The sequence below is a fragment of the Stenotrophomonas sp. SMYL86 genome, from assembly GCF_036320025.1.
Taxonomy (GTDB): Bacteria; Pseudomonadota; Gammaproteobacteria; order Xanthomonadales; family Xanthomonadaceae; genus Stenotrophomonas; species Stenotrophomonas maltophilia_A.
Genome location: NZ_JAWIRU010000033.1, coordinates 1 through 21,149, shown reverse-complemented (window position 1 = coordinate 21,149; position 21,149 = coordinate 1). Strand labels below are relative to the sequence as shown.

The following is a 21,149-nucleotide window of genomic DNA, read 5'->3' as shown; positions in this document are numbered from 1 at the left end:
GGGGACGCCGTAAATCCGTCCATGGAGGCTTGGCCGCGGCATCCATGCCGCGGACACCCCCGCAACCGGACCCACCCCGCCTTCGACAGATTTCCGCGATCTGTCGGAACGGCATCCTGCTCTGGTAGGTGTCGACCTTGGTCGACATGGATGAACTCATTCAATATCTGACAGATGTGTCGACCAAGGTCGACACCTACCAACAGCCGCGCGATCCAACAGCCGCAGGAATCTGTCAGAGGTGGGGCCATGTGGGTTGGCAGGACCGTTGGCGCCATGGATGGCGCCATCGAGCCCCCATGGATGGGTTTACGGCGTGTCCTGCCAATCCACATCGCCCCACCATCCCACGGAATGCCCGCTGTTGCTATTGCTGTTGCCGGCCAGCGGCCGGCACTACCGCGGGTGCAGGGCTGCAAGCCCTGCACACAAAAAACCCCGCTTGCGCGGGGTTCTCTGTGTGCTGCGTGCAGCGGGTGCTTACGGGCGACGGGCCAGGGCCTCGATGTCCTTCGCCTTCGGCAGCAGGTCCTGCTTGCTGACGCGCAGGAAACCGATCGTCAGCATCGGCACCGCCACCAGGATCGAGGACAGCACTACGATCACCGCACCGATCATGTGCGTCTCGGCCAGGCCTTCCATCGAGCTGCCGCCGTACATGTACAGGGCAAGCGCCGACAGGAAGAACATCACCGCGGTGATCACCGTACGCGACAGCGTCTGGTTGATCGAACGGTTCAGCACTTCCATCGAGTCCACGCGCAGGCTGCGGAAGTTCTCGCGGACGCGGTCGAAGACCACGATCAGATCGTTGATCGCAAAACCCATCACCGACAGCAGGCCGGCCAGCACGGTCAGGTCGAACTCACGGCCCAGCAGGGACACGTAAGCGACCGTCACGATCAGATCGAACATCGCCACGATGCTGGCGGTGACCGCGAACTTCCATTCGAAGCGCACCGCGATGTAGATCAGGAAGCCGGCCAGCATGAAGATGGTGGCGTACAGGCCATTCATCGCCAGGTCCTTGCCGATCTGCGGGCCCACGAACTCGTTGCGGAGCACGGTGGCCTGGTTGTCGGCGGTGGACAGTGCCTTCACCACGGCGGCGGCGGTGGCCTTGTCCTCGTGCGCGGCGTCGCCGGTACCGGCAGCGTGCTCACCGTGCGGGGCCAGGCGGATCAGCAGATCGGTGTTGCCACCGACGCTCTGCACCTGGGCACCGTCGAAGCCACTTTCCTCGAGCTTGGTACGGACCTGCTCGACGTCCACCGCCTTGTCGAAGCGGGCTTCGATCAGGGTGCCGCCGGTGAAGTCCAGGGCGTAGTTGAAGCCCTTGAAGCCGATGATGGCAACCGAGGCCAGGAACACGATGACCGTGACGACCATCGCGACATGGCGCCAGCGCATGAAGTCGATCTTGGTGTCGTTCGGGAGGATGTGCAGCGGAAACAGTTTCATGTGCGTGTCGTCCCGTCAGATGGCCACGTTCTGGAGCTTCTTGCGGCGGCCGTAGATCAGCGTCGCCAGCGCACGCGACACGGTGATCGCGGTGAACATGGAGGCGAAAATACCGATGATCATGGTCAGCGCGAAGCCCTTCAGCGGACCGGTACCGAATGCGAACAGCGCCACACCGACGATCAGGCCGGTCAGGTTGGCGTCGAGGATGGTGCCCGAGGCACGCTCGTAACCGGTCACGATCGCGGTCTTGCCCGGCACGCCGGCACGCAGCTCTTCACGGATACGCTCGTTGATCAGCACGTTGGCGTCCACCGACAGGCCGACCGACAACGCCAGGCCGGCGAAGCCCGGCAGGGTCATGGTCGCGCCGAACAGCGACATCACCGCCACCACGATCAGCAGGTTGAACAGCATCGCGATCGAGGTGATCACACCGAACATGCGGTAGTAGACGCTGAAGAACACCAGGGTGAACAGGAATGCGAACACCACGGCGCGCATACCGTTCTTGACGTTCTCGGCGCCCAGGCTCGGGCCGACCACGCGCTCTTCAACGAAGTCCATCGGCGCGGCCAGCGAGCCCGACTTCAGCAGCTTGGCCAGGTCTTCGGCTTCCTTCTTCTGCAGACCGATGGTCTGGAAGTTCTTGCCGAACACGCCGTTGATGTTGGCCACCGAGATCACTTCCTCGTTGACCTTGAAGCCACGCACTTCCTGGCCGTCGACGACGGTCACGGTCGGCACGCGCTCGGTGTAGACCACCGCCATCGGCTTGTTCACGTTGGCGCTGGTGAAGTCGAACATGCGCTGGCCGCCGACATTGTTCAGCGTCACGCTGACCGCCGGAGAGCCGCTGTTCGAATCGGTCACCGCCTGCGCGCCGACCATCTGGTCACCGGTGACGATCACGCGCTTGTTCAGCAGGACCGGACCACCGCCATCACGACGCTGGTAGACCTTCGCTTCCGGCGGAATGCGCCCGGAGTTGATGGCGTCCTGTGCATTACCGTCCACCACGGCCCGGTATTCCAGGGTAGCGGTGGCACCGATCATGCGCTTGGCTTCGGCGGTGTCCTGCACGCCCGGCAGCTGCACCACCACGCGGTCGGCACCCTGGCGCTGGATGATCGGCTCGGACACGCCGAGCTGGTTCACGCGGTTGCGCAGGGTATTGATGTTCTGCTCGATGGCGCCGTTGGCGATCTGGGTGATCTCGGTTTCCGGCACGGTCACCGTGATGCGATTGCCGCTGACGTCGTAGCCGAGAGTCGGCTGCGCCTTCACCAGGGCGGTGCGGGCACGCTGCGCGGCATCGTCACCGGCGGACGGGCTCAGGTTGGCCACGATATTGTTGTCAGCGCGGCGTTCCACCGACTGGTACGGGATGCGCGCATCACGCAGGGTGCTGCGCACGTCTTCGGCGTAGGCATCCAGGCGCTTGTCCAGGGCAGCCTTCTGGTCGACCTGCAGCACGAAGTGCACGCCGCCCTGCAGGTCCAGACCCAGCACCATCGGGCGACCGCCCAGGTTGGCCAGCCAGTCCGGCACGGTCGAGGCCAGGTTCAGGGCCACGGTGTACTTCTCGCCGATGGTGTCACGCAGGGCGTCGCTGGCAGCGGACTGCGCCTTCAGGTCCGGCAGGCGGACAATCAGGCTTTCCCCTTCCTTCTCGACACCGATGGTGGTGACACCGGCCGTCTTCAGGTCGGCCAGCACACGGTCACGCAGCGCATCGTCGATCTGGCCGCCACGGTTGGCGGTGATCTGGAGGGCCGGGTCCTTCTGGTAGATGTTGGGCAGCGCGTACAGCGCGCTGAGCGCCAGTACGATCAGGATGACGACGTACTTCCAGCGTGGAAATTCGAGCATTGCTTGGGTCCCGCGCGGCGCCATCCCCGGCGCCGCGGTTGTGCATCGGAAAGGGAGTGGCTTACTGGGCCGACTTCAGGGTACCGGCCGGCAGCACGTTGCCGACAGCGCCCTTCTGCACGCGGATGCGCACGTTGTCCGCCACTTCAATGGTGATGAAGTTGTCGCCGATGTCGGTGACGATGCCGGCGATGCCGCCGTTGGTCAGCACTTCGTCGCCACGCTTGATCTTCTCCAGCATGGCCTTGTGCTCCTTCTGCCGCTTCATCTGCGGGCGGATCATCAGGAAGTACATGATGGCGATCAGGATGACCGGGAACAGCAGCGTGGTCAGGCCCATGCCCTGCGGTTGGCCGCCGGCGGCCTGGGCGTGGGCGGCGGGAATCAGGAAGGCAAGCAGGTTCATCGTTGGTCCTTTGGTTGGGCGGCGCTCCGGCCCTTTCACGGGCACGGGGTGTCGACCGCGGATCTGGGTCAGCCTTGAAGTATGCCACGGCCCCGGGCGTTCGTCCTTGGGCCGTTTGGCAGGGGGTGTTCGGGTTACAGGGGCGGCGCGACCGCCCCGCGTGCCGCGTAGAAAGACTCACGGAAGGCCAGGAAGGTTCCCGCCTCGATCGCCGCGCGGATGTCGGCCATGAGCTTTTCGTAATAGAACAGGTTGTGCAGGGTGCCCAGCATCGGCGCCAGCATCTCGTTGCAGCGGTCCAGGTGGCGCAGGTAGGACCGGGTGTAGCCGCCGGTGCAGGCCACGCAGCCGCAACCCGGCTCGATCGGGTCCATGTCGCGCGCGTATTGGGAATTACGGATGCGAACGGTGCCGAACGAGGTGAAATAGTGGCCGTTGCGCGCATTGCGGGTCGGCATCACGCAGTCGAACATGTCCACGCCACGTGCGACACCCTCGACCAGGTCCTCCGGCCGGCCCACACCCATCAGGTAGCGCGGGCGGTCGGCGGGCAGTTCCGGGTCCAAGTGGTCGAGCATGGCGTTGCGCTCGTCTTCGGGCTCGCCCACGGCCAGGCCGCCGATGGCATAGCCGTCGAAACCGATCGCCTGCAGGGCATCGGCCGAGCGGCTGCGCAGGTCGGTGTGCACGCCGCCCTGGACGATGCCGAACAGGGCCGCGTCGTTGCCCAGCTCGTCATGCGCGTTGCGGCTGCGCTGGGCCCAGCGCAGGCTCAGCTCCATCGAACGGCGGGCAACGTCTTCGGTGGCCGGGTACGGGGTGCACTCGTCGAAGATCATCACCACGTCCGAATCGAGCACCTTCTGGATCTTCATGCTCTCTTCCGGGCCCAGGAACACGCGGGCGCCGTCGGTCGGCGAGGCGAAGGTCACGCCCTGCTCGGTGATCTTGCGGCGGTGGGCCAGCGAGAACACCTGGAAACCACCCGAATCGGTCAGGATCGGGCCATCCCAGCGGCAGAAGCCGTGCAGGCCGCCGTGGTCGGCGATGATGTCCAGGCCCGGGCGCAGGTACAGGTGGAAGGTGTTGCCGAGGATGATCTCGGCACCCAGCGCACGCACCTGGTCCGGCAGGATGCCCTTGACCGAGCCATAGGTTCCCACCGGCATGAAGGCCGGCGTTTCCACCGTGCCACGCGGGAAGGTCAGGCGGCCACGGCGGGCACGGCCGTCGCGGGTCTTGAGCTGGAACTGCAGTCGGGACATGGAGCGGTCATTAAGGCAAATAGTCGCCCATTGTCTCCCAAAACCGGGGCGACCGCCCATTCAGGCCTGAACGGACCGATATCCTCGCGACATGACTGCTGGGTTGTCGCATCTGGCCTTGGTCCTGACCTGTTACCACTCCAAAATCGACCCGACAGGCGATCTCGTCAGGAAGTGCGGCCCAGAATGAACACAAACAACCGCGAGGCACTAGAAACGATTCTTGGGGGAAGAATCGAGCAACGAGTAGATCGAATCGCGCCGGGCATCAACCGCGTGGCCGGAGTGGAGGTCATCTATTACGAAGATGACGAAACGAGCGGTGCTACAAGTCAGTTCGATCTACTGCTGGACTCTGCTGGAGAGATTGTCGCGAGCCACGGCGGCATCGTATCCGACAGCTGCCGAATCGTTGCCCCCAACGGCCAGTGCTACCAGTGCCTGACCTTCCATGGCGACCTGGACGGTTGGCGCAAGGCTGTTGAAGCCGCAGCCAAGGCACGCGGCATTGGCTTGGCTCGCATTGAAGGCCACCGCCTGAAAATCTCAGAAGACCAGTCATTTGCGCTTGAAGAGTGTCGAATTGAAGTTGGCTGAATGCCTTCTGCCGGGATGAAGAGCGGGATCCCCACTCACCCCGAAAAACGCGCATCCGCCGCCATCGCCGCCGCCAGTGCGTCGATGATCGTCCGCACCCGCCGTGGCAGGTGTTCCCCGCGCGGCCAGACCAGCTGGATCGGCAGCACGGGCGGGCGTTCGCGCGCCAATACCGGCCGCAGCGCACCCGACTGCAGGTGCTCGGCGGCCAGCCACTGGGGCAGCAGGGCAATGCCCTGCCCGGCCAGGGCGGCCTCGCACAGCGCCGCACTGTCGCCCAGCGCGATCTGTTCGCGCGCCTGCAACGGCTGCGACAACCACGGCCAGCCACCTGCCCGCGACTGCAGCAGGCAGGTGTGGGCGTGCAGGTCGCCCGCCGCGGCCGGAAGCCCGTGGTTGTCCAGGTAGACCGGGGCTGCCACCAGCACGGTTGGCTGTCGGCCCAGCCGGCGCGCCACCCACTCGGCCCGGTCCGGCAGCGCACCGACCCGCAGTGCCAGGTCCACGCCCTCGGCAACCAGCTCGCTGGCCCGGGTCGAGAACTCGATATCGAACACCAGCCCGGCATGGCGCTGGCGCAGCGCGAACAGCGCCGGCATCAGCCACAAGCGCCCCAGCAGCGGCGGCGTGCTCAGGCGGACCCGGCCGGCCGCCGCCCCTGCCCCGGCGCCCAGCGCCTCTTCGGCCGCCGCCAAGGCGTCCAGCGCGCGCCGTGCGTAGACAAGCAACGCCTCGCCGGCCTCGGTCAGGCGCAGCTGGCGCTGGCTGCGCTCCAGCAACCGCACCCGCCGACGCTCTTCCAGCCGGCTGACCGCCTTGCTCACCGCCGAGCGTGAAATGCCCAGGCGCTGGGCTGCGGCACTGAAGCTGCCACCATCGGCCACCGCCACGAAGGCGCGCAGGCCTGACAACACCTCGTCATTGCCCATGTTCCCACCCGTCACGCCAAAGGTGACCCATTGTCACGCATGCGGCAGCTAGCGTGGTCACACCTCACAGTGGAATTCCCCTCATGTCATTGGCGAACAAGACCCTGGTCATCATCGGCGGCAGCTCGGGCATCGGCCTGCGTGCGGCACGGCAGGCGGCCGCGCAGGGTGCGCGGGTGATCATCGGCGGGCGTGACCCGCAGCGCCTGCAGCAGGCGCAGCAGCAGATCGGCCACGATGCGCGGGCGATTCCGGTCGACGCCACCTCGCGCGAGTCATTGCAGGCGCTCTTCGCGGCCACCGGCACGATCGATGCCCTGTTCACTCCCGGTGCGAGCTACCAGGTCGGGCCATTCGCCGACGACGATGCCGCGCTCGCGCGCAGCCCGTTCGATGGCAAGTTCTGGCCGCAGTACTGGGCCGTGCATGCCGCCCTGCCCCATCTGGCGGCCGAGGCATCCATCGTGCTGGTGGCCGGTGCCGCCGGTGCGCGTCCGGTCAACGGCGCGGCGGCCTATGCCGCCTGCAACAGCGCCATCGAAGGGCTGGGCCGCGCCCTGGCCACGGAACTGGCGCCGCGACGGGTCAATGTAATCTCGCCGGGCACGCTGGACGGCGAACTATGGCAGGACCGACCGGCGGCGGTGCGCGAGGCGGCGTTTGCACACTATGCCGAGGTGACCCTGCTGCGCCGGGTCGGCACCGTGGAAGATGCGGCCGATGCGGCGCTTTTTCTGCTGGGCAACCCATCAATGACCGGGTCGACCCTGTACCCGGACAGCGGGTATGTGTTGCGTTGAGGCCGGACAATGTGCGCACCAACGGTGCGCACCCACCAGGCCCACCAGGCCCATGTGCGCACCCGCCGGATTGATCGTCAGCCCGCCTGCGGGAACAGCAGCATCGCGTCGCCGTAGCTGAAGAAGCGGTAGCGCTGCTCGATCGCGTGCTGGTAGGCCTCGAATACGCGCTCCTTGCCGGCGAACGCGGAAATCATCATCAGCAACGTGCTTTCCGGCAGGTGGAAATTGGTCACCATCGCGTCGACGCTGCGGATGCGGTAGCCCGGGGTGATGAAGATCTGCGTCTCGCCGGCGAACGGCAGCAGCTCACCATCGCGCATCGCGCTTTCCAGCGCGCGCACCACTGTGGTGCCGACGCCGATCACCCGGCCGCCGGCGGCACGCGTGCGCCGCACCTGCTGCACCAGCTCGGCACCGACATTCAGCCACTCGCGGTGCATCACGTGGTCCTTCAGGTCATCGGCACGCACCGGCTGGAAGGTGCCCGCACCCACGTGCAGGGTGACGTGGCCGAAGTCCACGCCCTTGTCCTTCAATGCGGCCAGCAGCGGTTCGTCGAAATGCAGGCCGGCGGTCGGCGCGGCCACCGCGCCCACTTCACGCGCGAACACGGTCTGGTAGCGCTCGCGGTCATCCACACCCGGCTCGCGCTGGATATAGGGCGGCAGCGGCAGGCGGCCGGCATGCAGCAGCCACTGTTCCAGTGATTCCGGCACATGGAACTGCAACACGTAGAACTCGCCATCGCGACCCAGCACCTCGGCTTCGCCACCGGCATCCAGCGCGATGCGGCTGCCGGCCTTGGGCGACTTGCTGGCGCCCACCTGCGCGCGGGCCTGCTGGCCACCCAGCAGGCGCTCGATCAGAATCTCCACGCGGCCGCCACTGGCCTTCTGCCCGAACAGGCGCGCCGGGATCACCCGGGTGTCGTTGAACACCAGCAGATCGCCCGGCTGCAGCAGCGACGGCAGGTCACGCACCTGCAGGTCGGTGAACGCGGCGGGGGCTTGCGGCACCAGCAGCAGGCGGCTTGCGGAACGTTCGGCCAGGGGCGCCTGCGCGATCAGTTCAGCCGGCAGGTCGTAGTTGAAATCGGACTTCTTCAAGGCAGTGGGCGGCAACAGGTCGACAATGGCGCGCATTGTACGTCCAGCGTCTGCGAGCCGGCGTGCTTCGCGGCTAACGTCGCGCAAAATGCTGCTATGCAGCAGGTTTCTGCGGGGTTATCGCGCAAAAAAACAAGTGCTAGCATCGAGTCGGAAGTCCGCTGCACGAGCCTGCCCCAAGCGCGCGTGATGACGCGCGTTTTGCTTTTGAAGACCCGTGCGACCCATTGTTTCAGGAGATCTGCAATGAGCTTCATCGAACGCCTCGCCCCCCTGCGCAACCAGCCCGGCACCCGCCTCACCTCCGGCCTGGACGATGCCACCCTGACCGCCCTGTCCGCCAACCACCCGCAGCTGATCGCCGCGGTGGACGCCGCCGCCGAGGAATTCGCGCGCGTGCAGGCCGACCTGGGGCCGCTGCTGGCGCAGGACGAACAGGCGCAGATCGACGCGATGCAGGACGGTTTCGTCAATTTCTATGCCGATGACGCGGTGACCCCGTATGTGGCACTGGCTGCGCGCGGCCCGTGGGTGGTCACCCTGAAAGGCGCCGTGCTGTACGACGCCGGCGGCTACGGCATGCTCGGCTTCGGGCACACCCCGGACGCCGTGCTGGAGGCGATGGCCCGCCCGCAGGTGATGGCCAACATCATGACCCCCAGCCTGTCGCAGCAGCGCTTCATCACCGCTCTGCGCGCCGAGATCGGCCACCGCCGTGGCGGCTGCCCGTTCGCCCGTTTCATGTGCCTGAATTCCGGTTCCGAGGCGGTCGGCCTGGCCGCGCGCATCGCCGACGTCAACGCCAAGCTGCAGACCGACCCGGGCGCACGCCACGCCGGTGCTGCGATCAAGCGCGTGGTGGTCAAGGGCAGCTTCCACGGCCGTACCGACCGCCCTGCCCTCTATTCGGACTCCAGCCGCAAGAGCTACATGCAGCACCTGGCCAGCTACCGTGGCGAGGATTCGGTGATCACCGTGGCGCCTTACGACGAAGCCGGCCTGCGCAAGGTGTTCGAGGATGCCACACGCAACCAGTGGTTCATCGAGGCGGTGTTCCTGGAACCGGTGATGGGCGAAGGCGACCCGGGCCGCTCGGTGCCGCCGTCGTTCTATGCCGTTGCCCGCGAACTGACCCGTGCCCATGGCAGCCTGCTGCTGCTCGACTCGATCCAGGCCGGCCTGCGTGCGCATGGCGTGCTCTCGGTGGTCGATTACCCGGGCTTCGAAGGCCTGGACCCGCCGGACATGGAGACCTACTCCAAGGCACTCAACGCCGCGCAGTACCCGCTGTCGGTGCTGGCGGTGACCGAGCATGCCGCGCAGCTGTACCGCAAGGGCATCTATGGCAACACGATGACCAGCAACCCGCGTGCGCTGGACGTGGCCTGCGCCACTCTGGCCCAGCTGACCCCGCAGGTGCGCGCCAACATCGCCGAGCGTGGTGCCGAGGCCGTGCGCAAGCTGGAGCAGCTGAAGAACGAGCTGGGCGGACTGATCACCAAGGTGCAGGGCACCGGCCTGCTGTTCTCCTGCGAGCTGGCGCCGCAGTTCAAGTGCTACGGCGCCAACTCCACCGAGGAATGGCTGCGCCAGCACGGCATCAACGTGATTCACGGTGGCGAGAACTCGCTGCGCTTCACTCCGCACTTCGGCATGGACAGCGAAGAGCTGGACCTGCTGGTGGGGATGGTCGGCCGCGCGCTGCGTGAAGGCCCGCGCCGCGAGCAGGCAGCGGCGGCGTAAGCCCCGTTCTTTGTAGAGTCGAGCTTGCTCGACTCAGCCGTAGCCGCGATCTGAACGAAGAGCAGCCGAGCATGGCTCGGCTCTACAGGGGCCCACCGCGGTCTGAACGAAGGGCAGCCGAGCGTGGCTCGGCTCTACAGACGGCAACCGCGAAGGTCCATACTCCATAGACACCCCGTCCCTGACCGCCCTGCGGTCGGCGACGGGGCGTTTTCGTTTCCGGCCAAAAGACAGGAAGATCCATGAAATCGATCTGTGTGTACTGTGGTTCCAACGCTGGCAGCAAGCCGGCCTATACCGAACGCGCCCTTGCCCTGGGCGACCGCATCGCCCGCGACGGGATGCGCCTGGTGTACGGCGGCGGCAATGTCGGCCTGATGGGAACCGTGGCCAATGCCGTGCTCGCGGCCGGCGGCGAAGTGACCGGCGTGATCCCGCGCCAGCTGGCCGACTGGGAAGTGGCCCACCGCGGCCTGACCGAACTGGAAATTGTCGGTTCGATGCATGAGCGCAAGTCGCGCATGTTCGACCTCGCCGATGGCTTCGTCACGCTGCCCGGCGGCTTCGGCACCATGGAAGAGATCTTCGAGATGCTGACCTGGCGTCAGCTTGGCATCGGCAACAAGCCGTGCGCCTTCCTCGACGTGGAAGGTTTCTACGCCCCGCTGATCGGCATGATCGACCGCATGGTGGAAGAGCGCTTCCTGCACCCGGACCAGCGCCAGGACCTGTGGTACGGCTCGGATATCGAAGAGATGCTGGAGTGGATGAAGAACTACAAGCCAGCGCAGGCCTCGAAGTGGATCGACGAAAAGCGTCGCGCCGCCCTGCGCTGATGCTTTCCTGCGCGGCGGCTCAGACCGCCGCGCAGCTCCACGGTGCGGGCCGCCCCAGCAGATAGCCCTGGCCGTAGTCGCAACCCAGTTCGCGCAGGGTCTGCCGCTGCGCCTCGGTTTCGATGCCCTCACCGATGGTCTCGATGCCCAGCGTACGCGCCAACGACAGCACGCCCTCGACCAGCGCCCGCGTGCTCTGCACTTCCGGCCCATGCAGGCCGGCGATGAAGCTCTGGTCGATCTTCAGCGTACTGATCGGGAAACGGTGCAGGTAGGACAGCGCCGAGAAGCCGGTACCGAAATCGTCCAGCTGCACCTGGATGCCGCGCTCGCGCAGGCCCTGCAGGATGCGCAGCGTGTGCGGGCCGTCATCCAGCAGTGCGACCTCGGTGATCTCCAGGCGCAGCCGGCGCGGATCGGCACCACATGCATCCAGCAGGCCGAACAGGCGGCCGCTGAACCCGGCGGAGCGGAAATGGCGCGGTGATACGTTCACCGAGACGTAGCTCTGCCCGCCCTCGGCCAGGCCGGCAATCACCTGTTCGTAGATCAGCCAGTCGACCTGCTCGATCAGGCCGCTTTCCTCGCCCAGCTCCAGGAACGCCCCCGGCAGCAGAAGGCCGCGGCGCTCATGCTGCCAGCGCAGCAGCGCCTCGTGGCCCACCACCTCGCCATCGGACAGGCGCACGATCGGCTGGTAGAACGGCACGAAATCGCGGTTGTTGATCGCACGACGCAGGTCGGCTTCCAGATCGAGGCTGCGCATGGCCTGCTCGCGCATGTCTTCGTCGAAGATCGCACAGCGGTCATGGCCCTGCGCCTTGGCCCGGTACATTGCCGCGTCGGCATCACGCAGCAGCTCTTCGCCGGTGCGGTAGCGGGGGTTCCACAGCGCGATGCCCAGGCTGCCGGACGGGAACAGTTCGCGCCCGGCGATCCACATCGATTCCTGCAGCGCCAGCAGCAGGCGCTGGCCAAAGTCCAAGGCCTGGGCCAGGCCCTGCGGGCATTGCAGCAGCACTGCGAATTCGTCACCGCCCAGCCTGGCCACCACGTCCTCGGTGCCGGCCATCGATACGATGCGCTTGGCCACTTCCACCAGCATGCGATCGCCGGCGGCATGGCCGATGCTGTCGTTGACCAGTTTGAAGCGGTCCAGATCGAGGAACAGCACGGCGAACACCGGGCCGCCCTCACGCTTGGCCAGGGCCAGCGCATCCTGCAGGCGGTCCAGCAGATGCAGGCGGTTGGGCAGCCCGGTCAGCGCATCGTGCATGGCCTGGTGGGTCAGGCGCTGTTCGGCACGCAGGCGCTCGCCGATCTGGCCGAGCAGCTTTTCGTTGACCTCGGCCAGTTCGCGCGTGCGCTCCTCCACGCGCTTCTCCAGCTCGGCATGCGCCGAGCGCAGCCGTTGCTGGTCGCGCTGACGGGCCAGGCCGGTACCGATGTTCTGCGCGACGAAGGTCAGCAGGCGCTGGTCATGCACGCTGAAAATGCTGTTCTCGCTGTAGCTCTGCACCACGATCGCGCCGACCACTTCGTCGTCGCGCAGCAGCGGTACGCCCAGCCAGCAGTGCGAGCGCGCACCGGATTCACGCACTTCGCCACTGGCCAGCAGCGCATCGATCTGCGCGCGTGATGCCAACAGTGGCCGCCGGTTGCGCACGACGTACTCGGTCAGGCCGCGGCTGAACGGTCGCGGCGCGCGGCTGGCATTGTGCTCGTCCACCGAATAGACGAAGTCCAGGCCGTTGCCGGCCGGGTTGACCAGGGCGATGTAGAAATTGCGAGCGTCGAGCAGGCGCCCGACCACCCCATGCACCTGTCCGTAGAACTGCGCCAGGCTGTCGGCCGACATCGCCATCTCGGCGATGTTGTACAGGGCGGTCTGCAGCTGTTCGGCGCGTCGACGCTCGGCAACCTCGTCCTGCAGGCTGTGATTGGCGCGCTGCAGTTCCTGGGTGCGCCGCGCCACCTGCTGCTCCAGCCGCACCTGCGCCTGGCGCCGGTCCATCGCGGTCTGCACGTGCTGCGCAACGAAGCCCAGCAATGCGCGCTCGGCCTCGCCATAGCGGGCCGCCTGCTCATAGCTCTGAACCACGATGGCACCGCATACGCGGCCATCGCGCAGCATCGGCACGCCCAGCCAATCCAGGCTTTCGGGCCCGCGTTGCGGGTCGTGCTCCTGCTCCATCACCTGCGCCAGCAGTTCGCGCGAGGGACCACTGAGCGGCTTGCCATGACGCAGCAACGCCACGGTCAGGCTGCGCGGCATCTCGCTGGCGTCATGGCTCTGCGTGGGATCGGCGACGAAATCATCGACCTGATCGGCGAAGTACAGGAAACGGATCTGGTCGCGCACATCGTCGTATTCCACGATGTAGCAGTTCTCGGCATACATCAGCGTGCCCAGCACACCATGCACGTGGCGCAGCATCTCGGGCATTTCCAGGTCGGCACCGGCCAGATCTGCAATCTGGAACAAGGCCTGCTGCAACCGCTCGGCCTCTTCCAGCGCCTTGATCTGGCCGGCCTGGCGGCCGCGCTGCAGCGCCAGCTCCATCGCCTGCCGGGCAACCCCCCACCATGCAGGCGAAGGCACCGCGCCTTCCACCGACAACAGCAGGCGCGCCCCATCATGTTCCCAGCCGTGCTGGCCATCGCCCACGCCTGGCGCTGCCGCATCACCTCCGGCAGCCGCCCTCGGCCAGGCCCCCTGGCCACGGCCAAGCTGCGGGTCATCCCAGCCGACGCGGACCACGGCCGTTTCCGGCAGAAGCGCATGCAACGCGCGCACCAGCGCCGTGCTCAGCACGGCCTCGTGTGGTGGCTCTTCCGCCGGTTCAGCATGCGTGGACAAATGACAATCTCTTGGCGCCGTCAGTGCGTCGCCTCCCCTGAGCCGCCGAGCATAGCGCGCCACCCGGGGGGCAATGGAAGCCCGTAAACCCCGAATCGTGCGCCCGTACGTTTTTCCTGCTGACCGTAGCCCCTTCCGAGCCATGACCCTCGCCCTGCCCGCCCTCGCCACCGGCTATGCGCCATCGCCTGCAGGCCTTACCCTGTACGCCGTGGAAGCCAGCGCACTGCCAACCGATGAAGCCTTGATGCTGGCCTGGGCCGGTGGCGACCTGCGCGCGTTTGAAAGCCTGTATGCGCGCCATCGCAAGCGCCTGTTCGGCTTCCTGCTGCGGCAACTGCGCGACAACGCGCTGGCCGAGGAGATCTTCCAGGACGTCTGGCAGCGGGTGATCAGCGCCCGTGCGGGGTGGCAACCGGACGCGGCGTTCAGCACCTGGCTGTTCCGCATCGCCCACAACCGCCTGAACGACCATTGGCGCGCCGCCCGCCACCGGCCGGCTGCCCCGGCCGATGCCGACCTGCGCCTGGCCGCGATCGAGGATGGACAGACCCCGGAAGGCGAGCTTTCCGAATTCGAACAACGTCGCCGCATCCAGCTGGCGATGGAACAACTGCCGCCGGAACAGCGCGAAGTGCTGCAACTGCGGCTGGATCAGGAACTGAGCCTGGAGGAGATCGGCCAGATCACCGGCGTAGGCCGGGAAACCGTGAAATCGCGGCTGCGCTATGCGATGGACAAGCTGCGTGCGGGATTGAACGCATGAACCGAGACGAACCGCTGACGCCGGAAGAACGCGAGCTGGCCCGGCTGCTCGGCCGTCGCGCCGAACAGGCACCGCCCGCCGCACTGGACGCCGCCATCCTGGCCGCGGCCCGCGCTGCCATGGACGCTCCGGCTGCCGATGCGGTCGCCTCTCCCGAAGCACCACGTACGCAGCGCACACGCCCGCGTTGGCCGGCGGTGTTCGGCATCGCCGCTTCGATGGTGTTCGCCATCGGCATCGCCTGGCAGCTGCGTCCGGAACCGCCACCGATTCCGGCGGGCGAGGCCGCTGTTGCGGCGGCACCGGCTGCGGCAGAAGACGTCGCGGCTGCCGATCAGGCCGCTGAGCGCAGTGCAGCCGACAGCGCGGTGGCGACTGCGGAACCGGCCGCTGCGCCCGCAGCACCCGAGGCAGCCCCGGTTGCCGCTGCCCCGGCACCGGCCATCGCGCGCGCAAGCAAGCCTGCGCCGGCCGAGACCGCTGAAGCGCCGGCCCAGGCTGCACGATCGATGGCTGCGGATGCGGCCGCCGATACCTCCTTTGCGGCCCTGCCGCCCGCTCCGGCCGCAGCGCCGGCAGCAGCCCCCCCTGCGCCTCCGGCTCCCACCGCCTACTCGGCACCCGCGCCGCTGATGGCGCCGGTTGTCGCCAGTGGTTCGCTGAAGGCGCGCTCGGCAGGCACGCCAGAGTCCAACAGCGTGCAGGCCGAACAGGCCCCGGCATTGGACCGGGTAGAAATCACCTCGATGAAGCGCGAGGCTCCCAGCCGTTCCGCACCTGGCATCATGCGCCGCGGCAGCGATGCGGGCCTGAGCGCGGATGCCGTGCAGGCCGAGGTGGACGCTGACGCACGACTGCCGCGCCGGCAGTGGCTGCAGAAGATCCGTACACGACGCGACGACGGCCAGCGCGATCTGGCCCGTGCCAGCCTGGAGCGCTACATGCAGCAGTACCCGGAAGCACGCCTGCCGCGCGACCTGCGCCCGCTGCTGGACGACTGAAGCGGACGGGAATACCCGGCAACCCCGTAGAATGACGGGAATGCTCGATACTCTCGCCCAGCCGGTCAGCCACACGCTGGAAGTCAAACACAGCCGTTTCATCGCCCATGCCGCGCCGATCGATGGCGCTGCAGCGGCCATGGCGTTCCTGCAGCAGGTCGCGGTGGCCGATGCCACCCATAACTGCTGGGCTTACCGGCACGGGCAGGACTATCGCTCAAGCGACGATGGCGAGCCGGCCGGCACGGCGGGACGTCCGATTCTGGCGGCGATCGACGGCCAGGGTTTCGACCGGGTGATGGTGGTAGTGACGCGCTGGTTCGGCGGTATCAAGCTCGGTGCCGGTGGCCTTGTGCGCGCCTACGGCGGCGCCGCCGCCGAGTGCCTGCGCACCGCCCCGCGCCTGCCGCTGGTGGCGATGGCCCGGCTGCAGCTGCTGGCCGGCTTCGAGGACCTGGGTACCCTGCATGCCACCCTGCCCGCCTTCGGTGCCGAAAAGCGCGATGAACAGTTCGATGCCAATGGTGTGTGCCTGCGGATCGAATTGCCTGCCGATCAGGTCGACGCATTGAAAATCCGCCTGCGCGACGCCACCCGTGACCGTATCCGCATAGAAGACGACGACCAGGATGACTGACAAGGACGACGCCCCCGCTTCGACCCCGCCGCTGCGGCGCCTCGGCAGCCTGCGCACGCTGTGGCCGTTCGTGCGCCGCCACAGCGGCCTGTTCACCGCCTGGCTGCTGGCCCTGGCGGTGTCTTCTGCAGCCACGCTGAGCCTGCCTCCGGCGGTGAAGCAGATGATCGATCACGGTTTCAGCAGCGGCGGCCAGATCAACCGTGCCTTCGCCCTGCTGATGCTGGTGGCGGTCGTCATGGCGTTGGGCACGGCCGCGCGCTTCTACTTCGTATCGTTGCTGGGTGAAAAGGTCGTGGCTGACCTGCGCAGCCAGCTGTATGCCCACCTGATCCAGCTGGGCGCCGGCTTCCACGACCGCAGCCGCAGCGGAGAGCTGGTCTCGCGCCTGACCGCGGACACCGAACTGCTGCGCAGCGTGGTCGGCTCGACCATGTCCGTGGCGCTGCGCAGCACGGTCACCGTCATCGGCAGCCTGGCAATGCTGTTCGTCACCAGCCCGCGGCTGGCCGCATGGTCGCTGCTCGGCATTCCGCTGGCGGTGCTGCCGATCATCATCGGCGCGCGCAAGCTGCGCACGGTCGCACGCAACAGCCAGGACCGCATCGCCGATGCCAACAGCCTGGCCAGTGAAACCCTGGGTGCGGTACGCACGGTCCAGGCACATGCACGCGAGCCGTACGAGCGCGGGCGCTTCGACAAGGCACTCGGTGATGCCATCGGCGCCGCCCGTCGCCGCATCGGCGCACAGTCGCTGGTCACCGCCAGCGCCATCCTGCTGGTGTTCGGCGCCATCGTCGGTGTGTTGTGGCTGGGCGCGCACGACGTCATCGACGGCCGCCTCAGCGCCGGTACGCTGGGCCAGTTCGTGCTGTATGCATTGATCGGTGGCGGCTCGGTGGGCGCGCTGGCCGAAGTGTGGAACGAACTGCAGCGCGCGGCCGGCGGCATGGGCCGCATCGGCGAACTGCTGCAGGAAGACATCGAGATCCGCGCGCCGGCACAGCCGCGCGCGCTGCCGCAGCCGCTGCATGGCGAGATCCGGTTCGACGACGTGGTGTTCCACTATCCGCAGCGACCGGACCAGGCCGCACTGGATCACTTCAACCTGCACGTGCACCCCGGCGAGACCGTGGCGCTGGTGGGTCCGTCGGGGGCGGGCAAGAGCACGGTGCTTTCGATGCTGCTGCGCTTCCATGATCCAGCCAGCGGCCGCATCGACGTGGACGGCATCGACGTGCGCCAGGTCGACCCGGCCGAGCTGCGTGCGCAGCTGGCGCTGGTGCCGCAGCAGCCGACGCTGTTCGCTGCCAGTGCGCGCGACAACATCCGCTATGGCCGCCTGCAGGCCAGCGACGCCGAAGTCGAGGCTGCCGCGCGTGCCGCCGAGGCCGATGGCTTCCTGCGCGCGTTGCCGCAGGGCTATGACAGTGAGCTGGGCGAGCGCGGTGCCCGCCTGTCCGGTGGCCAGCAGCAGCGTGTGGCGATTGCCCGTGCGCTGCTGAAGGATGCGCCGATCCTGCTGCTGGACGAAGCGACCAGCGCGCTGGACGCGCAGAGCGAGCACAGCGTGCAGCAAGCGCTGGAACGGCTGATGGCGGGCCGCACCACACTGGTCATTGCCCACCGCCTGGCCACCGTGCTCAAGGCCGACCGCATCGTGGTGATGGACCAGGGCCGCATCGTCGCCGAGGGCACGCACGCACAGCTGCTGGCCGAAGGTGGACTGTACGCTGAACTTGCGCGCCTGCAGTTCATCGATTGATGACGTCCGGCTAACATCGGCGCGGCCAAGCTGGTCGCGCAACAGCCGCATCCGCTGAAGGAGGTGCACGATGTCGTTCCGTCAGTTCCCCGCTGTCGACAGCAACGGCGAAAGCCACATCATCATCGAGTTCAAGCCCGAGGCGAATGGCAGCGGGCACCATTCCGAAGCCACGCCACGCTACGAACTGGATGACGGGCGGCCGCTGGTGCGCGATGGCCGCGAGTTCACCACCAGTGGCGGCGAGCTGCGGCTGACGATCTGAGGTTCGCCGGGCATGACCCCGCCGCTGCCCGATTTCGTATCGCCCCGCTCTGGCGGATGTCGACCTTGATCGACCCGCTTTCTTGCCTCTGGTAGGTGTCGACCTTGGTCGACACGCCTTTTGCCCAAGGCGGTCGAGCATGGCTCGACTCTACAAAAGGCGTGATCATTTTTTGGCCAAGCATCTTGACAGCCTTGGCTGGCAAGGCCTGAGCAAGGTTATCCACACGTTTGCTCAGGAACCATCCACACCGCCTGTGGATGAATTCAGCCCAGTACCCGCCCGATGCCGCTGGCGTCCACGTCGGCTGCTGCCCGGGTGATCGCCGCCGCATCGCTGCCGGCCACGAACCCGATGCGGAAATGCACTTCGCCACCGGGCGTGCGCGAGGAATGGATCGAAGCCAGGCTGATGCGATGCTGCTCGAACACGTTCAGCAGCTCACGCAGCGAGCCGGGCCGGTCTTCCGGCAGGTGCACCGACAACGCATTACGCTCGGTCAGGTCAGCCAGCAGATAACCCACGCGTTCAAAGGTGTAGTTGCCGTCCGCCAGCGCCTGCTCGCCGAAGGCACTGCGGTTGGCCGAAAGCAGCTGCTCGCGGAATTCACCACGCGCACGGTCGTCGCCCTGCCCGACCTGCGCCTGCAGGGCCTGCAGCTGGCCGACCAGCCGTTCCAGCATCGGCGCCACGTACGGGTTACCGAACTGGATGTCTTCGTAGATCGCCGGGTTGAGCGACAGGATGCGCGAGATGATCGCCGTGTCCAGCTCGAACGATGCCGAACGGTACGGCATCATCGCGGCCAGATCGCCCAGCTGCGGCTGGTACTGGCGCAGCACGCCGGCCTGGGCCAGGTGGGTGGCATGCACCATCGCCTGCACCAGCGCCATCATCTGGTCGTGGTGCTGCGGCGTGGCGCGCACGCACTCGGCCTGCAGCGCCGTGCACAGCGTATCGACCCACGGCTGCCAGTGCTGCAGGCGCGCTTCGCAGACCACCATCACCCGGCCCTTCAGGGTCGGCGCCTTGGGTGGCGCGGTCATCGGGTGCAGGCCGACCACTTCGGCTTGAGAGGCCAGCATCGCCTGCACCGGCGCTTCCTTCACCGAGGTCACGTCCAGCCACAGCCGGTCCTGCTCACGGCCGGCCGACTGCCGCACGTACTCGGCAATCAGAGCCGGCGTATGCCGGATCGGTGCCGAGAACACCAGCACGTCGGCCTGCGTCAGCAGCTGTTCCGGCGTATGCGAGTCCGAATCGGCCGGATCGTGGCCGATCACCTGCAGCTGCATGTGCTGCTGGAAGAAGCGGCTCAGCCAGCGCCCATAGGCGCCGGCACTGCCGACGATGCCGACCGTGCGCGGCGTGCGTTCGTGCAGACCGCTCATGCCACGCGTTCAGCGCAGAAGCGCGTGCCTTCGGCCAGTGCGGCAGGCGCCGCCGCGATCACGTCGAACTCTTCGAAGCCATTGTCCAGAGTCGCCTCCAGCGCCGCATGGGTACCGGCAATCGCACGCGAAATCGCCTGCTGCATCGATTCACCTCGCAACAGGAACGACACCACCAGCGACATCAGCACGTCACCGGTGCCGGCCACGTCCACCGGCAGCAGCGGCGAAGTCCAGCGCCAGGTTTCCTCGCGACCGACCGCCAGGGTCACCAGCTCACCCGGGTTACCGCCCACGCTGTGCGCGATCACCCAGTGCGGGCCACGGTCCAGCAGCGTGCGCGCGGCGGCGATGGCATCAGCCTCGGCCAGTGCCGGCATACCGGTCAGACGATTCAGTTCGAAGGCGTTCGGGGTCACCAGCCAGGCATGCGGCAGCAATCGCTCGGCGAAGATCGCTTCCAGGCCCGGCTCCACGTAGGGGCCGGTGTGGGTGTCACCAATCACCGGATCCAGGCAGTAACGCAGCTGCGGACAGACCGGCAGGATGTTGTCCAGCCAGTCGGCGAAGGCGGCACCGTTGGCGGTGCTGCCGAAGTAACCGGAAACCAGCATCTTCGCCCGCTGCGGCAGGCCGCGCTCGTGGGTGCCCAGCAGCAGGTCGGCGAACCAGTCGGCGGGCAGCACGCGACCGCGCGTGGTGTCGTAGAACGGCGCGTTGCTCAGCAACACGGTCGGGATCTCCGCCACGCGCACGCCGAGTGCGCGCATCGGCGGTACGGCGGCGCTGTTGCCGGCGTGGCCGTAGACAAGTTGCGACTGGACCGAGATGACATCGATCGGCGACGGACCATCCGGCCGCTGGCGGCGGCCGTGGACCAGGTGGTTATCAAGGGATTCGCTCATGCCCGCATTCTACGCCCAAGGGGGTTTTCGGCAGGGCTTGCAGCCCTGCACCTGCTCAATGCAACGGCAACCGCAACGGCCGAAGCCAAAGCGGCATTCCGTGGGGTGGCGGGGCGGTGTCGGAGTGCGGGGACGCCGCAAGTACGTCCTTGTAGGCTTGGCAGCGGCATCCATGCCGCTGACACCCCGCAATCCGACACCGCCCCACCTTCGACAGGTTCACGCGGCTGTTGGTAACTGCGCCTGTTGTTCCGCGCGGCTGTTGGTAGGTGTCGACCTTGGTCGACACATCTGTCAGATATCGAACGAATTCATCCGTGTCGACCAAGGTCGACACCCACCAGAGCAGTACCCCGTTCCGACAGACCGCGGGAATCTGTCGAAGGCGGGGTGGGGGGGGGGGGGGGCGGGGGGGGGGGGCGCGCCCCCCGCCCCCCCCCCCCCCCCGCCCCCCCCCCCACCCCCCCCCCCCCCCCCCCCCCCCCCCCCCCCCCCGCCAACCCACGGAAAGCCAGCTTTTGAATTTGACGTTGCCGTTGCC

General features: G+C 67.2%; 18 protein-coding genes. 9 read left to right on the top strand and 9 right to left on the bottom strand.

All coding sequences use genetic code 11. The annotated features are described in order from the left end of the window. Window positions 1–480: 480 nt before the first annotated feature. From secF to tgt, 4 genes are all read right to left on the bottom strand, one after another. Complete coding sequence (secF, locus tag V3B64_RS21620) at window positions 481–1,461, bottom strand: protein translocase subunit SecF (protein ID WP_071228983.1); 981 nt, start codon at window positions 1,459–1,461, stop codon at window positions 481–483. Window positions 1,462–1,476: 15 nt separating this feature from the next. Beyond that, on the bottom strand, window positions 1,477–3,333 hold the full coding sequence (secD, locus tag V3B64_RS21615; protein ID WP_329914949.1) for a protein translocase subunit SecD: 1,857 nt from the start codon (window positions 3,331–3,333) through the stop codon (window positions 1,477–1,479). 61 nt (window positions 3,334–3,394) lie between these two features. Beyond that, entirely contained in the window at window positions 3,395–3,739 is a 345-nt protein-coding gene (gene yajC / locus V3B64_RS21610) for a preprotein translocase subunit YajC (protein ID WP_005409257.1), read from the bottom strand. 134 nt (window positions 3,740–3,873) lie between these two features. Continuing rightward, a complete protein-coding gene (gene tgt, locus V3B64_RS21605; RefSeq protein ID WP_125895585.1) occupies window positions 3,874–5,004 on the bottom strand; it encodes a tRNA guanosine(34) transglycosylase Tgt in 1,131 nt (376 codons plus the stop codon). 186 nt (window positions 5,005–5,190) lie between these two features. On the opposite strand from tgt, the gene V3B64_RS21600 reads away from it, so the two are divergent. After that, window positions 5,191–5,601 (top strand): hypothetical protein, encoded by a 411-nt coding sequence (locus tag V3B64_RS21600; protein WP_329914948.1) that lies wholly within the window; start codon window positions 5,191–5,193, stop codon window positions 5,599–5,601. Window positions 5,602–5,636: 35 nt separating this feature from the next. Here the strand turns inward: V3B64_RS21600 and V3B64_RS21595 are convergent, their stop codons facing one another. Beyond that, a complete protein-coding gene (locus V3B64_RS21595; RefSeq protein WP_121503050.1) occupies window positions 5,637–6,530 on the bottom strand; it encodes a LysR family transcriptional regulator in 894 nt (297 codons plus the stop codon). 83 nt (window positions 6,531–6,613) lie between these two features. Here V3B64_RS21595 and V3B64_RS21590 point away from each other — a divergent pair, with 83 nt between their 5' ends. Then, window positions 6,614–7,330 carry an SDR family oxidoreductase gene (locus V3B64_RS21590; RefSeq protein ID WP_121503049.1) on the top strand — a complete coding sequence of 239 codons (717 nt, stop codon included), beginning with the start codon at window positions 6,614–6,616 and terminating at the stop codon, window positions 7,328–7,330. 77 nt (window positions 7,331–7,407) lie between these two features. Here the strand turns inward: V3B64_RS21590 and queA are convergent, their stop codons facing one another. Then, complete coding sequence (gene queA / locus V3B64_RS21585; RefSeq protein WP_329914946.1) at window positions 7,408–8,475, bottom strand: tRNA preQ1(34) S-adenosylmethionine ribosyltransferase-isomerase QueA; 1,068 nt, start codon at window positions 8,473–8,475, stop codon at window positions 7,408–7,410. A gap of 210 nt (window positions 8,476–8,685) precedes the next feature. On the opposite strand from queA, the gene V3B64_RS21580 reads away from it, so the two are divergent. After that, window positions 8,686–10,182, top strand: coding sequence for an aminotransferase class III-fold pyridoxal phosphate-dependent enzyme (locus V3B64_RS21580; RefSeq protein WP_107432449.1), 1,497 nt, complete (start codon window positions 8,686–8,688; stop codon window positions 10,180–10,182). A 242-nt stretch (window positions 10,183–10,424) separates the two neighbouring features. Next, complete coding sequence (locus V3B64_RS21575; RefSeq protein ID WP_032128301.1) at window positions 10,425–11,018, top strand: TIGR00730 family Rossman fold protein; 594 nt, start codon at window positions 10,425–10,427, stop codon at window positions 11,016–11,018. Between the two features lie 19 nt (window positions 11,019–11,037). Here V3B64_RS21575 and V3B64_RS21570 read toward each other — a convergent pair whose 3' ends face one another. After that, entirely contained in the window at window positions 11,038–13,878 is a 2,841-nt protein-coding gene (locus V3B64_RS21570) for an EAL domain-containing protein (protein WP_049400107.1), read from the bottom strand. A 247-nt stretch (window positions 13,879–14,125) separates the two neighbouring features. Between V3B64_RS21570 and V3B64_RS21565 the strand changes: the two genes are divergently transcribed. The 5 genes from V3B64_RS21565 (at window position 14,126) to V3B64_RS21545 (ending at window position 18,312) form a co-directional block, all read left to right on the top strand. Next, complete coding sequence (locus V3B64_RS21565) at window positions 14,126–14,644, top strand: RNA polymerase sigma factor (protein WP_229301232.1); 519 nt, start codon at window positions 14,126–14,128, stop codon at window positions 14,642–14,644. After that, window positions 14,641–15,645, top strand: coding sequence for a hypothetical protein (locus tag V3B64_RS21560; RefSeq protein WP_329914944.1), 1,005 nt, complete (start codon window positions 14,641–14,643; stop codon window positions 15,643–15,645). Before V3B64_RS21565 ends, V3B64_RS21560 begins: the two co-directional genes overlap by 4 nt. A gap of 40 nt (window positions 15,646–15,685) precedes the next feature. After that, the gene (locus V3B64_RS21555) at window positions 15,686–16,282 is read left to right on the top strand and encodes a YigZ family protein (protein WP_049400110.1); all 597 of its coding nucleotides are present in this window, start codon (window positions 15,686–15,688) and stop codon (window positions 16,280–16,282) included. Continuing rightward, window positions 16,275–18,047, top strand: coding sequence for an ABC transporter transmembrane domain-containing protein (locus tag V3B64_RS21550; RefSeq protein WP_049425150.1), 1,773 nt, complete (start codon window positions 16,275–16,277; stop codon window positions 18,045–18,047). The genes V3B64_RS21555 and V3B64_RS21550 overlap by 8 nt, the downstream gene beginning before the upstream one ends. Window positions 18,048–18,117: 70 nt before the next feature. After that, the gene (locus V3B64_RS21545; RefSeq protein WP_005409247.1) at window positions 18,118–18,312 is read left to right on the top strand and encodes a hypothetical protein; all 195 of its coding nucleotides are present in this window, start codon (window positions 18,118–18,120) and stop codon (window positions 18,310–18,312) included. 266 nt (window positions 18,313–18,578) lie between these two features. On the opposite strand, the gene V3B64_RS21540 is transcribed toward V3B64_RS21545, so the two are convergent. Together V3B64_RS21540 and pdxY are read right to left on the bottom strand one after the other, a co-directional pair. Next, the gene (locus tag V3B64_RS21540; protein ID WP_329914942.1) at window positions 18,579–19,703 is read right to left on the bottom strand and encodes a prephenate dehydrogenase; all 1,125 of its coding nucleotides are present in this window, start codon (window positions 19,701–19,703) and stop codon (window positions 18,579–18,581) included. Further along, window positions 19,700–20,608 carry a pyridoxal kinase gene (pdxY, locus tag V3B64_RS21535; protein ID WP_329914940.1) on the bottom strand — a complete coding sequence of 303 codons (909 nt, stop codon included), beginning with the start codon at window positions 20,606–20,608 and terminating at the stop codon, window positions 19,700–19,702. The genes V3B64_RS21540 and pdxY overlap by 4 nt, the downstream gene beginning before the upstream one ends. Window positions 20,609–21,149: the final 541 nt, after the last annotated feature.